11 protein-coding genes are annotated in these 13,235 nt (G+C 60.7%); 5 read left to right on the forward strand and 6 right to left on the reverse strand.

From position 1 onward, the window contains the following. Nucleotides 1–12: 12 nt before the first annotated feature. Complete coding sequence (locus tag BLW03_RS06155; protein ID WP_083350360.1) at nucleotides 13–1,626, reverse strand: Na+/H+ antiporter; 1,614 nt, start codon at nucleotides 1,624–1,626, stop codon at nucleotides 13–15. A 122-nt stretch (nucleotides 1,627–1,748) separates the two neighbouring features. On the opposite strand from BLW03_RS06155, the gene BLW03_RS06160 reads away from it, so the two are divergent. Both BLW03_RS06160 and BLW03_RS06165 read left to right on the forward strand, forming a co-directional pair. Continuing rightward, nucleotides 1,749–4,259, forward strand: coding sequence for a penicillin acylase family protein (locus BLW03_RS06160; RefSeq protein WP_083350361.1), 2,511 nt, complete (start codon nucleotides 1,749–1,751; stop codon nucleotides 4,257–4,259). Then, nucleotides 4,256–6,055, forward strand: coding sequence for a glycosyltransferase family protein (locus BLW03_RS06165; RefSeq protein ID WP_074652820.1), 1,800 nt, complete (start codon nucleotides 4,256–4,258; stop codon nucleotides 6,053–6,055). The genes BLW03_RS06160 and BLW03_RS06165 overlap by 4 nt, the downstream gene beginning before the upstream one ends. Here BLW03_RS06165 and BLW03_RS06170 read toward each other — a convergent pair. The 3 genes from BLW03_RS06170 to BLW03_RS06180 are packed head-to-tail and all read right to left on the reverse strand — an operon-like array spanning nucleotide 6,042 to nucleotide 9,020. Next, complete coding sequence (locus BLW03_RS06170; RefSeq protein ID WP_074655810.1) at nucleotides 6,042–7,013, reverse strand: hypothetical protein; 972 nt, start codon at nucleotides 7,011–7,013, stop codon at nucleotides 6,042–6,044. The genes BLW03_RS06165 and BLW03_RS06170 overlap by 14 nt on opposite strands. A 44-nt stretch (nucleotides 7,014–7,057) precedes the next feature. After that, nucleotides 7,058–8,461 carry a DHA2 family efflux MFS transporter permease subunit gene (locus tag BLW03_RS06175; RefSeq protein WP_074652821.1) on the reverse strand — a complete coding sequence of 468 codons (1,404 nt, stop codon included), beginning with the start codon at nucleotides 8,459–8,461 and terminating at the stop codon, nucleotides 7,058–7,060. Beyond that, entirely contained in the window at nucleotides 8,454–9,020 is a 567-nt protein-coding gene (locus BLW03_RS06180; protein WP_212733146.1) for an isochorismatase family protein, read from the reverse strand. Before BLW03_RS06180 ends, BLW03_RS06175 begins: the two co-directional genes overlap by 8 nt. A gap of 99 nt (nucleotides 9,021–9,119) precedes the next feature. Here BLW03_RS06180 and BLW03_RS06185 point away from each other — a divergent pair, with 99 nt between their 5' ends. Next, the gene (locus BLW03_RS06185; RefSeq protein ID WP_244501980.1) at nucleotides 9,120–9,710 is read left to right on the forward strand and encodes a TetR/AcrR family transcriptional regulator; all 591 of its coding nucleotides are present in this window, start codon (nucleotides 9,120–9,122) and stop codon (nucleotides 9,708–9,710) included. 13 nt (nucleotides 9,711–9,723) lie between these two features. On the opposite strand, the gene BLW03_RS06190 is transcribed toward BLW03_RS06185, so the two are convergent. Beyond that, a complete protein-coding gene (locus BLW03_RS06190; RefSeq protein ID WP_074652824.1) occupies nucleotides 9,724–10,068 on the reverse strand; it encodes a DMT family transporter in 345 nt (114 codons plus the stop codon). 89 nt (nucleotides 10,069–10,157) lie between these two features. Here BLW03_RS06190 and BLW03_RS06195 point away from each other — a divergent pair, with 89 nt between their 5' ends. Next, entirely contained in the window at nucleotides 10,158–10,736 is a 579-nt protein-coding gene (locus BLW03_RS06195; RefSeq protein WP_074655811.1) for an O-methyltransferase, read from the forward strand. A gap of 4 nt (nucleotides 10,737–10,740) precedes the next feature. On the opposite strand, the gene BLW03_RS06200 is transcribed toward BLW03_RS06195, so the two are convergent. Further along, nucleotides 10,741–11,625 (reverse strand): hypothetical protein, encoded by an 885-nt coding sequence (locus BLW03_RS06200; RefSeq protein ID WP_074652825.1) that lies wholly within the window; start codon nucleotides 11,623–11,625, stop codon nucleotides 10,741–10,743. 147 nt (nucleotides 11,626–11,772) lie between these two features. Here BLW03_RS06200 and BLW03_RS06205 point away from each other — a divergent pair, with 147 nt between their 5' ends. Continuing rightward, nucleotides 11,773–13,149, forward strand: coding sequence for a D-arabinono-1,4-lactone oxidase (locus BLW03_RS06205; RefSeq protein ID WP_074655812.1), 1,377 nt, complete (start codon nucleotides 11,773–11,775; stop codon nucleotides 13,147–13,149). Nucleotides 13,150–13,235 lie beyond the last annotated feature (86 nt).

Below are 13,235 nucleotides of genomic sequence, written 5' to 3' on the forward strand. Positions count from 1 at the left end.
AAGCCAGATGCGTCAAGCCACGGACTGTAGACGGCTCTCGCTCAGGTCGAGTTCTCGCTCCAGCGTCCGGTAGACGCTCTCATCCACTCGTCCGGTCTCTCGAAGTTCGATCAACTGTTCGCGCTCCGCCTGGACTGTTTCAAGCATCACGGTAGACATTGTCCGTGCGTGCCGATCCATGGCGGGGACGCCCGGACCGCAATCTTGAATCGATTCAAGACGGTGCTCGTACTGATGCAGAAGGTCATCGTAGGCGTGGTGTAAGTCTTCATCCTCGCCCGGCTTGCAGTTCTGCAGATGCTCCATGGCACGGCGAATGAGGATGCGACGGGCTTCTCCTTCATCGCAGCCATCTGCCTTTTCGTTCCCCAGACCAAGAGCCCGCACCAGTGCCGGCAGCGTCAGGCCCTGCAGCACCAGCGTGACCAGGATGACGCAGAAAGTCAGGAAGACGATCATGTTGCGCTGCGCGAACGGCTGGCCGTTGCCCAGCGTGTATGGCAGCGAACTGGCAGCGGCCAGCGCCACAACGCCGCGCATGCCCGTCCATCCCACCACGAAGATCGACCGCGGAGTGGGCACATTCTCAGGCTGATGCTGTACGTAACGCCGGATCTTGTAGGTCACCAGTGCCGCGGGATAGCACCAGATCATGCGCAGCGCCACCAGTGTCGCGGCGAAGCCGAGTCCGTAAGCTACAACGCGCACATGGCTGTAGTCGCGGATACCCGCAAGCACCACCGGCAGTTGCAGGCCCAGCAGCAGAAAGACCAGGCCGTTGAGTCCGAACTCTGCTGCATCCCAGACTGCCATCGTCTGCAGTCGTACGGTCGGCGAGAAGAACGTCGCCGACTTGCGGCTGAGATACAGTCCGCACACGACAACCGCGATGACGCCTGATGCGTGCACCGATTCGCCTGCAAGGTAGGAGCCGTAGGCCACGATGAACGACATCGCAATCTCGACAGGGCCGTCATCGATCCACTTCTCAAACCACGTCACAACAAAGCCACAAACCAGTCCAACGGCCACGCCACCGGTGAACAGCCAGAGCAGCCGCAAAAGCCCGGCGCCAATGGTTGGTGTCGTGCCGTTGATGATCATGTCCACGCCGAACTCAAGCGCCAGCAGGCCGGTTGCATCGTTCAGCAGGCTCTCGCCTTCCAGAACATCGACTATGCGCTTCGGCATGCCGATCTTTTTTGCGATCGAGCTTGCCGCCACAGCGTCCGTGGGCGAAACCACCGCGCCCAGCAGGAAGCCGACACGCCAGTCAAAGCTGGGTAGGAAGTAGTGTGCGGTGATAGCCACGCCAATCGCCGTGAAGAACACAAGGCCGATCGCCAGCGATCCAATGGAGACGATGTTGTATTTGAAGTCGGTCCACGAGGTCTGCCATGCCGCGGCAAACAGCAGTGGTGGCAGGAAGACAAGAAACACCAGGTCCGGCGGCAGCGGCACGCGCGGCAGGGAAGGTATGAAAGACGAAGCCAGCCCGGCGATGACCAGGACGATGGGGTAGGAAACGCTCAACCGCCGTGCGATACCTGCGATGACCGCAATGGCAATCAACAGAGCGAGCATCTCGATCTGGAGGGCCGGAAGATTAGACAGGGTCGGGGTCACCTCTCTAGTGTCTCCGATGCGATACGGGTTTGGCGAGACAGACACTTCCGGCGGGTCAGCCCTGCTTTTCTGCCTGCCGATAACACCGCTAAGCCCTGCGGCATCTAGACTCTGGAAGAAGAATGTCGACGACCCAGACCACAACCGACAGCGGTCACCTGCAGCGGCGACGGCGTGCGCTGCACCGAACTGCGACTGGTGCGGCGGTACTGGTCGTTCTGCTCTTGGCGGCTGCATTGGGCGCACGCCTCTGGCTGAGCCATGCTTTGCGTGCTTCCCTTCCACAGACCGATGGCTCGCTGCGACTGCAGGGCCTTGCCTCGCCCGTGACCGTGGAGCGCGATGCCCACGGCATCCCTCACATCCTCGCTGAGAGTGTCGATGATCTCGTCTTCGCGCAGGGCTTCGTGACAGCCGGCGATCGTCTATGGCAGATGGACATGCTGCGCCGTCACGTGACCGGCCGGCTGGCCGAGGTGCTTGGCAGCGACATGGTCGAGCATGACCGCACACAGCGTTACCTGCAGTTGCGCCAGGCCGCTGCACGTGCGCTGCCCCTGATGGACCCCGCCGAGCGACATCAGTTAGACCGCTATGCCGATGGCGTGAATGTGCAGATGGATCTGTTACGAGCAGGCGGTCATCTGCCCGCGGAGTTTCGCGTGCTCGGCTACGAACCAGAGCGCTGGACCGCCATGGACTCCCTGCTGGTCGAGTTCGCGATGACCGAAGATCTGAGCACCGTCTATCCCTCCAAGCTCGATCGCGAAGCCGTCGAGACGCTGCTCGCGGGACATACCTCGCGGGGTGAGGACCTGTTGGGTGACCTTTATCCCGTAACGACGCTCCGCGATCACCCACCACTCGCCGGCGCCGCAGCCGTTGCAAACAGGCCGAACCCGGACGACCTGGGCGAAGACGACGAGGTCACACAACTCGCGTCACCCTCGCATGTGCAGGACCTGCTGGATGCCAAGGCTGTTCTTGCGCCCTTCGTGGGTTCGTTGCAGTGTGGGGAATGCCAGGCCGGATCCAACAACTGGGCCGTCAGCGGAGCACACACCCAGAGCGGCAAGCCGCTCGTCGCCAACGATCCCCACCTGTCTCTTACAGTTCCAGGCATCTGGTACACGGTAGAACTCGAGTCCGGCAGCTTCCACGCCAGCGGTGCGGCGATACCGGGACTGCCGTTCCTCGTCATTGGACATAACCAGCACGTGGCTTGGGGATTTACAAACAGTACAGCGGACGTGCAGGACCTGTACGTCGAGCAGGTCAGCGGCAACCACTATCGTGGTGCAGATGGTGCGACGTATCCGTTGGAGCACGATCACGAGACCATTCGGGTGAAACGCGGCAAAAGCGTCAGCTTCGACGTATTGCTGACCTCTCACGGTGGTGTACCCACTCCCATACTGTCCCCGCTCTATCCGCATGAGACGCGTAGCGTGGCTCTGCGATGGCCCGTCTACGAAGCCGCAATCGCCAGCCTGCCGATGTATCGCGTCTGTTCCGCAGAGGACGGCGCCGCGCTGCTCGAAGCTTTCCGCAACTATGGCGCACCCGCGCAGAACCTTGTGTGGGGCGATGACCGCGGACACATCGGCTATCACCTGGTAGGACGCATTCCTCTGCGCGGTGCGGATGGACAGAGTGGCCTGACTCCGGTTCCCGTGAACACTGGCACCTACGAGTGGACGGGGTGGATTCCCTACGATGCTCTGCCACAGGTGACTGATCCCGAAGACGGCGTGGTGGCCACCGCCAACGCACGCACGACGCCCACCGGCTATCCCTACGGCATCACCCTCGACTGGGCCGCTCCATATCGCAACGAACGCATCTGGAAGCTGTTGGAGGGCCGCAATGCTCTTACTGCGGCCGACATGCTTGCGGTGCAGAACGATACTTTTTCTGCCCTGGATAAGGTCTATGCGGAACACATTGTGTCTGCCGTCGACCACGCAGAGTCACCGACCCGACGGGAGCGCGAGGCAGCCGACATCCTGCGGAAATGGGACGGCCACATCACGGCTGACTCCACCGCGGCCAGCCTGACCGCTGCGACCCGGCGCGCATTGTTGCCCATGGTGCTGCAGCCGAAGCTGGGCAGCAGTTGGGATCTTTACGGTGCGGGCAACAGCAGCTACGTGCTGGAGCGGATGATTGAGACGCAGCCGTCGCAGTGGCTGCCGGAACAATTTGCGGACTGGAATGCGCTGCTGACGGCGGCGCTGGATCGCGGCATGAAAGACAACGGAGCAACCGCTGAACTTCGAGATTGGACGTGGGGCTCGTGGCATACGCTCGATCTGGAGCACCCTGTCTTCGGCGCAATCCCGTGGTTGCGCGCACTCCTCGGCATCGGGGGAACCGGCGCTCAACCGATGCCCGGCAGTGGAGTTACGGTACGCGCCTCCAACGGCAAACACAGCGCGAGCATGCGCTTCATCGCCGACCTTGCCGAGCCGACAAAAGATTCCCTGAGTCTGCCCATGGGCGAGAGCGGCAATCCCGCCAGTCCGTGGTTCATGGACGGCTGGTCAACCTGGTATCGCGGCCAGCGTCAGGATCTGCCCTTCGCCGGAAGCGCAAACAGCGTCTCGCTGCATCGTATGGTGCTGACACCATGACGGCACGAACGCAACGACTGATTCAATACCTCGTAATCGCTCTCGCCGCGCTTGTTGCCGTGCTGCCGCTCGCGATCTACGGTTACTCCTGCGGCCATGATTTTGACTTCCATCTACGCAGTTGGATGGAGGCGAGCGCGCAGTGGCATCACGGCATCCTGAAACCGATATGGGCCTTCCACGCGGCATGGAACGCGGGCGAGCCTAGACTGCTGTTTTATCCGCCTTTGTCCTGGATGACGGGTGCTCTGCTCACGTCCGTACTGCCCTGGGTGTCAGTCTCGACCACGTTCACGTGGCTTGTCCTGTGTCTGAGCGGCCTCACGATGCATCGCCTCGTGCGGCGGTGGACTACTGGCGGCGTCGCCACGCTGGCGGCATGCGTCTACCTCGCCAATCCCTACATGCTCTTCTGCGCCTATGAGCGCACCGCTTACGCGGAACTGATGGCCGCCGCGTGGATGCCGCTCCTGCTGGCCGCTCTGCTGCGTCCGCGCGTCAGCCTGTGGCGCGTCGCCGTCGCCATTGCACTACTGTGGCTGACGAACGCTCCTGCTGCGGTCGTTGGCTGCTACACATTGCTCCTGGTGGGTGGCGGCCGCCTCATCCTGTTGTGGCGCAGGAATCGCGTCGCTGCCCGATATTACGCAGGCGTGCTGACGGGCGGCTTTGCGCTGGGCCTGCTGACAGATGCCTTCTATCTGGTGCCTATGGCGATTGAGCGGAAGTATGTGCAACTCAATCTCGCCATCGTTCCAAATGCGCGACCCGACGCAAACTACCTGTTCTCGCATACCGGCGATGAGTTCCATGACGGCGTTCTAATGCACTCCTCATTGATCGGTATTGGACTGGTGGCGTTAGCCGTGGTGTGTGGCTGTTCCTGGCTGATGCTGCGGAAACATCGCGTCGAAAGCTACCACTCCATGCAAAGCCGCGACACGATTACGCTGATGGAACGCGGCCGCTCAGATGCGGCCGCCATTGCCATCCCGGTTCTCGTGGTTTTCTCAGTCATCGTCATGTTTCTTCTGACGAAGTTCAGCTGGCCCATCTGGCACTTCGCTCCGGAACTGGTTTTCCTGCAGTTTCCATGGCGCTTCCTTGCGATGCAGGCGGCCGTCTCGATCCTGCTGCTGGCGCTGTGTGTGGAACGTCTGGGAGAGTTGCGCGGCGCTTCGCGTCTGCCCTGGCCGGCGCTGGCTGGCGCCGGCCTTTGCATCGCTGCACTCGCTGGATTTCTGGGCGCAAATCAGGGCTTTCGCCAGGGCTGCGATGACGAGGAAGGCCTGACGCCGCAGCGCATGGCCTTCGCACATGGGGACGGCTTTGAGCAAACCGACGAGTACACACCGGTCGGCGCAAACAACGAAGCGCTCGAGATTCAACTGCCAGCCGCATGGATCGCATCGTCGGCCAGGGGTGTTCCTGAGGGCAAGAATGGAATACCCGTCAAAGGAACGCTGCTGCCGCGCGAGAGTGTACCGCATCCCGATGACCTGATCTTCAGCGTGACCGCCCCCGGCCCAGCGGAGTTCCTGGTGATCCGTATGCGAAGATTCCAGGGCTGGCATGTGCTGCGTGACGGCAAGGAGATCACCGATCTCCCGTATCGCTCCGACGGACTGACCGCCGTGCCGCTACCAACCGCGGGGCCTCACACGGTCGAGCTCCGCTATCGTCGCACAGCCGATCAGTGGCTGGGCGGTCTGCTGTCGTTGCTCGGCTTCGGCTGCGTGGCTGGACTCGCCCGCCGCGAATCGAAGTACATGCCTCGGCGAGCTACTTCGACTTAGCCGCAGACGACAGCAGGGTTGGCGACAGGTTCGCCGATAGGACCACGCGGGACTTCTTCTGCTCCACGGTCAGGGACTCGAAGGTCTGGTGCAGTGCAACGTCCTGCGGTGTTCCGGTTGCCGGCGTAAAGCCGCGGACCAGGTTGACGATCGTCGTCAGGTTCGCCGCAGTCTGCTGTGCTTGACTTTCGTTTGTGGCAAGCTCTTCCAGGCGCAGATGCAGACTGCCGCGGAAGCTGACCGATGCGATAAAGTCCGTGTCTTCACTCAGGGGAAGCGTGACGCCGAAGACCTGGATGCTGCCGCGATCGCTGAAGGGCAGCCCAACATGCCCGATGCCCCATGCCAACGCGAAGTAAGGCACCTGTGGGTAGCGCAGACTGAGCAGCGACGAACCCGCAAAGGGCGAAGCACCTGCGGCATACCGATCGATGACGGAGTGGATCTGTTCCGGCATGGGCATGTTGCTGGCAGCGACCATGTCGTAACCCAGCGCGCTCACACGCAGCGTACGCCCCTCATTGCCTGGAATCGTATAGACGTCGTGGCCTGCGTAGTTCTCCACTGACACGCTGTTGCTCTTCAGAAAAGCGGTCAGCTTCGTTGCATCGAAGCGGCCTTCGGCGACACCCGTATAAGCCACCACGCCATTTGGTCCATTCGGATCGGGCATTCGGTGCAACGAGACTGCGATGCGGTCCAGGTCGCGGTCCCAGCGAAATCCGGTCGCGTCCAGAAAATGCGCATAGTCCGGCGAGGCGTTGACCGGCTGCTCATCAAAATGACTTGCGGCCCGTACCGGCTTCAGATTGAAGTAGAGGATGGCATCGGATTCAGGCAGCAGTCGGGCCACCTCAGGCGGCGCATGGAAGCGCAGCACAAGCGCCACGATCAGCGCCAGCAGCAAAGCCGCCGGTACACCAAGGGAATAGAGTCTACGTTTGCGCCGAGGTTCCACTGCCAAGAAGCATAGCGGATTCGCCTCGCCACGGCTCCTGTCATTTACGCAGCGCGACCTGAAGGTCGGGTCGCAGCCAATGTCGCAGGCAGCGCAAACGTCGCCAGCAACAGGGCCGCGTGCAGCGCCGCAAGCAGAGCAAAGGCCGCGACAAAGACCCTGGGAGCAGTGCCATGCGCATGCATCTGCCATGCGAGAAACGTAGCGAGCGCTGTCGTCAGCGTGGGCCCGCCCAGCCGCTGGACAATGTTGAGCGCTGTCGTCGCCATGGGTAATTGCGGCTTAGCGACAGCGTTGTAAGCAGCCGAAATCGATGGCGTACCAATGGCTGCCTGGCCCATCCCTCGAAAGAATAATGCCACCGCAAGTGCAACACCGGCGATGCTGTGCTGCGCGAAATACACGAACGGCAGCGCGCTCAGCAGGCTGACAATGCCCCCCATCGCACTCACCTTGCGAATGCCAAAGGTCTTCGTCAATGTGCCCATCAGCGGGTACACGCAGATCATGCCGACACCAAGCGGCGCCAGTAACAGGCCTGTCTTCGACGGCGACTCACCGCACGCGCGAATCAGGTAGATCGGCAGCAGCATCTGCGCTGCGAAGACCGAGCCGTTTTGAAGAAACTGCACCTGTGTTCCCGCACGGAAGACACGATTGCGGAATAGTCGAAGGTCAACGATCGAGGCCCCCGCCTTCTGTCTTGCCGACCGCACAAACAGACCGATCAGCAGAATCGAGAATGCAAGCAACGCCTGACCGCGCCGGTCAACGACATGATCTGCGCCATACAGGAAGAGTGCGATCCCCGGAGAGAGAAGAAGGAAGCCAACCCCATCAAAGCTTCGCCGCTGATCGTTTAGTTCGTCGTCGGGCAGGAACACCCTGGCAAGCGCGATCGCGAGCAGACCAAAGGGCAGGTTGAGCAGGAAAATCCAGCGCCAACTGGCGTGCTGAAGAATCGCTCCGGCAATCACAGGTCCAAGCACCGGCGCCAACAGGACCGGCACCGCGGCATAGCCCACGACACGCGCCATGTGACGCCCTGCGGCACGTGCCAGCATCATCTGCGCCATGGGTGCCAGCAGGCCTCCGCACAATCCCTGCAAGACGCGGAAGGCGATCAGCGACTCGGCCGATCTCGCCGCACCGCACAGCACCGACGCTGCGGTGAATGCCGTGAAGCACCAGAGGTAGAGCCGCTTGGCGCCGATGCGGTCCACCAGCCAGCCATTCAGCGGCAGCATCAACGCCAGCGCCAGCAGGTACCCACTGGTCACCCACTGCACGGTGGCCAGCGTGCTGTGCATCTCCACCGCAAGGGTCGAGAGCGACACGTTGACCACCGTCGCATCCAGTTGCGCCAGGAACGATCCCAGCACGGCAACCGTGACTACCTTCCACACATCAGCGGGCAGGCGGTCCGTCTCTGGGAGTGTCTCAACCAATGGCTGCGATCACTTTTTCGGTAGTGCTGACATTCGACAGACGCGGGAAGATCGCAGTAAAGGCGAAGCTCTGCATCTCCGGTGAGAAGGTCGTGCAGATATCTTCGACGGTCACAAATGCAAAGCCCAGGCCAGTGCCCTGCCGCAGCGTCGACTCGACACCAATGTTCGTCGCAATCCCACCGAGGACGACGGTTTTCACCCCGCGCGAGCGCAGCACTTCTTCAAGGTTCGTACCAGCAAACGCACCCCAGTGACGCTTCGTCACCAAGACGTCGCCCGCCTTCATACCGGCAGCAACCGCAATTTCCGAAGCAGCTGCTGGAATGTCTTTGGGAAGCTGCATGACTTCGTCGGACGGAAGCCTCATGAAATCGCTCATGTTCACACGCACATAGACAACAGGGCTCCCCTTCGCCCGAAAGGCTTCCGCCAGCGTCGCGGCGCGCTCGACGACGTCAATCGCCGTGTAGGGCTTGGTGTCCCGCCCCACGACGCCGTTCTGCAGATCGATCAGTACCAGCGCCGTCTTTGACATATCAAGCTTTAGATCACTCACAATTCATCTCCTGTCTTTCGAAAGCTGAGGGTATCCTCAACTTCTTGTCTGGCTTAGAATATGAGGGTGCCCTCGGTTTCGTCAAATCCGCCCAAGTCCATGTCCCGCAGGGAACCGCAGCAGGACCGCGCAACGCGGCGTCTGGAGCGATTTCTGGAGGTCGCCGAAGATCTATTTGCAGAGGTGGGATTTGAAGCCGCCACGATGACGGCGGTCGCGGAGCGCAGTGGCTCGTCCATCGGAGCGCTGTATAACTACTTTCCCGATAAAACAGCGCTTGCGAAGGCTTTGCTTGAGAAGTACCGCACCAAGATTCTGGCGTTGTGGACACCACTACTCGAACGCATCGGCGAGTTGTCGCACCGTCAGTTTGCAGAACAGATGGTGGAGAGATTGATCGACGTGGTGACAGCCCACCCGGCGTACCTGCAACTGTCGACCTCGCCCATCAAGTTTCCTGGTGATCCAGCCGCGCGCCAAAGCCTTCGATCGACGATTGCGGACGCACTCCGCAGGAAGGCGCCGGCACTTTCAAAAGAAGATGCGATGCTCTGCGCGAACGTACTGGTCCAGATGATCAAAGGTCTGAAGACGCTGTATACCGAGGCTGCCCCCAAAGACCAACCGCGCGTCGTAGCAGAGTTTCAGCAGCTTCTCGCGATGTATCTGAAGAACATCTCGGCCCGGTGATGGCAGCGTCTGCCTAGTGTGCGGAGGCGTGCGAGAACATCTGAATGACAAAGACTCCCGTGCAGATCAGCGCGATGCCGGCGATGGCGGGAGCATCCAGGTGTTCGCGATAGACGAACCAGCCAAGCAGCGAAATCAGCACGATCCCGACACCGGACCAAATGGCGTAAACCACGCCAACAGGCAGTGTGCGCAGCGCAATCGTCATGCAGTAGAAGGCAATCGCATATCCCAGCACGACCGTCACGGTTGGCCATACTCGTGTAAAACCATGGGATGCCTTGAGTGCGGTGGTCGCGCTGGTCTCCGCGAGGATGGCCGTGGTGAGTGCGAGCAGACTGGCAGAGCGAGGCGTCATGCCCGCAGTGTACGGCGAACTCCGTCGCTTCTTTGGAGCGTGCAAAAGGTTATGCCCGTATAAGCTTTTTTGAGGCCTATGCTCCGGTCATGGAAGACAGTCACTCGAAAGCGCCTGAGCGCCTTGATCACATTTTGAAACGTACTGACGAGCTGAAGTTTTCAATGGCGTCCGAGCCGCTCGCCGGCTGCCTGCTTCGGGCACTCGCGGCAAGCAAGCCCTCCGGACGATTCCTTGAGCTGGGTACAGGTACAGGTCTTTCGACAGCGTGGCTGCTCGATGGCATGGATGCAGAGGCCACGCTCATCAGCGTGGATTTGGATCCCTCGGTGCAGCAAGTTGCCGCCCAATGCCTGGGCAACGACCCGCGCTTATCGCTGGAGGTCGCCGACGGTATCGAGTTCTTGCAACGGCAACCTGCAGCATCCTTCGACTTCGTTTTCGCAGACGCCATGCCCGGGAAGTACGAAGGCGTGGAGCACGCATTGGCCGTGGTGAAACCAGGTGGCTTCTACGTCATCGACGACATGCTGGCACAGTCGAACTGGCCGGAAGGCCATGCCGCGAAGGTGTCACTCCTGATGGCCCTGCTTGCTGCCGACACACGCTTTCACATCGTTCCCATGGACTGGGCGAGCGGCATGGTGCTCGCCGTCCGCAAGTCCTGACGACTCACTCCGTGATGCTGAAGGTGTAGAGCTTGCCGGCGTGTCCTATGCCAGCGCCGCCTGCGGACCAGGGGGCCAGCACGCCGTACTCACCTTTCGTAAGATCATGCGGCACGGTAAATCCGAAGATTCGATTGTTGATCTTCTTGATCGGAATCTCGAGCGCATCGCGGTCCGTGCCGGTTTCTGCGTGGAAGACATTACCAGTCTTGACGCGAAATTCACGGCGGTCGCTCTTGGGCCGTAGACGCAGGATCACGTACTCCACCGCATCGGTCTGGGGATTGGGTGAAAGGATCAATACCTCGGTGCCGGGCGAGATGCTCAGCTTCGACTTCGGACCGCTCACCACGCCGTTCTCATCCTTCTTCACGATGTTGTTCGTCACCAGGCTCTTGAGCGCGCCGCCGTCGCGATACCGCACCAGTTCCGGGCCCATCATCTCCCACTGTCCCTGCTTGTTCTTGAAGTAGACACCGGGATCGTCTGTGTTGGGCGAGAGGGGTGAAACCTCGACGCGCTGGAATGTCGGGAAGTTACCGGGGCGCTGCTGCATGCCGCTGTTCCGTGCCAGCATGGCAGAGATAACAGCCTGCGATACACCTGCGCTCTTCAACGCGATCAAATCGTCCGGAGCGGTCCGGTAGGTACCGGGCTGCATGCGGACGGCTGTCACGATGATGTTGTCGCCCAGGTCGGCCTTCGTCATTTTGATGATGGCATCGTTATCCAGCTGCTTCGTTTGCGCAGCCGTCTCTGTCGACGTATTCGGTTGCGCGCTCTTGCCTGCGAGCTGCGGCAGTGGCCCCTCGACAGCCCCCTGCGCACGGGCGGCAGCGGGAACGGCAATTAGAACAGCGAGAGCGAGCAGATACGAAAATCGACGCATGAAAGTGGCTCCGGCAGATTTTTACACAGGTATAGACGATGCAGATGTATCAGAGGCTACCTTCGCAGATATTTGTCTTCGGAGGGCTGCCACGCGTATACAGGTCTCGCGCGTACTGTGGTTTCGTACGTCCTGCTGGAGGTGACGATGGACCGTCGCGAGCTCTTGAAATCCTCTGCCATTCTGATGGCAGCCGCCCCTCTTGCCCGTGCGGCAAACGTCTCACAGGACCATGCGAACGTCCTGGACGACCACGCAAACGTCCCGCGGACGAACTGGTCGAAAAACTTTCACTACAGCACCAGCCGCGTCTATGCACCGATTACGCCGGAGGAAGTCCCCGCCATCGTGCAGGCGAATGGCTATTTGAAGGGACTCGGTTCGCGTCATTGCTTTAACAACATCGCCGACAGCCAATACGCCCAGATCTCCATGCGTGAAGTGAAGGGTATCCAGATTGATGAGGAAGCGCGCACGGTCACCGTCGGCGCAGGCATCGCCTATGGCGAGTTGGCCCCGGTGCTCGATAAGGCGGGCTATGCGCTCGCCAATCTCGCATCGCTGCCACACATCTCCGTCGGCGGAACCATCGCAACGGGAACTCACGGCTCTGGTGTTGGCAACAAGAACCTGTCGTCTGCCACGCGTGCTGTTGAGATTGTGAAGGCGGACGGAAGTGTTCTCCAACTATCGCGCGACAAGGATGGCGAACGCTTCCAGTTGGCGGTCGTGCACCTCGGCGCGTTGGGTGTCTTGACACGAGTCACGCTGGACATCGTGCCTCGGTACGACATGTCGCAGGTGGTCTATCGCAACCTCTCGTTCGATCAGCTCGAAGACAATCTCGACACGATCCTTGGCTCTGGCTACAGCGTTAGCCTTTTCACCGATTGGCAGAAGAACCGCGTCAACCAGGTGTGGATCAAGGACAAGGTTGCGGCCGACGCGACACAACAGCCCCAGCCACCGATGTTCTACGGAGCAACGCTGCAGACCGCCAAGCTGCATCCCATCGACGACCATCCCGCAGATGCTTGCACAGAACAGATGGGCAGCGCAGGCCCCTGGTATCTCCGCCTGCCGCATTTCAAGATGGAGTTCACGCCGTCCAGCGGCGAAGAGTTGCAGACCGAATACTTCGTCGCTCGCAAGGACGGCTACAAGGCCATCCGGGCAGTTGAGAAGCTGCGTGACAGGATCACGCCACACCTGTTCATCACGGAGATCCGAACCATCGCGTCGGATGATCTGCCCATGAGCATGGCGCATGGGCGCGACTCGATGGCGATCCACTTCACGTGGAAGCCGGAAGAGCCTGTCGTACGCAAGTTACTACCGGAGATTGAAGCGGTCCTGAAGCCATTTGGTGTGCGTCCGCACTGGGGCAAGATCTTCGAGCTCGATCCGAAGTACCTGCGACAGCAGTACGCTTCCCTGCCAAGATTCCGTGCGCTTGCTCAGGAGTTTGATCCAGGCGGCAAGTTCCGCAACGCCTACCTCGAGCGAAACATCTTCGGAGCTTGAGGCCGGACAGAAGCAGAACCGGGTGCCCCATTCTTTGCGCAGCAAAGGGTGGGGTATCGCGCGTTTAGTGCGACCTTTGTCTCAAT

The organism is Terriglobus roseus (assembly GCF_900105625.1).
GTDB lineage: Bacteria > Acidobacteriota > Terriglobia > Terriglobales > Acidobacteriaceae > Terriglobus > Terriglobus roseus_B.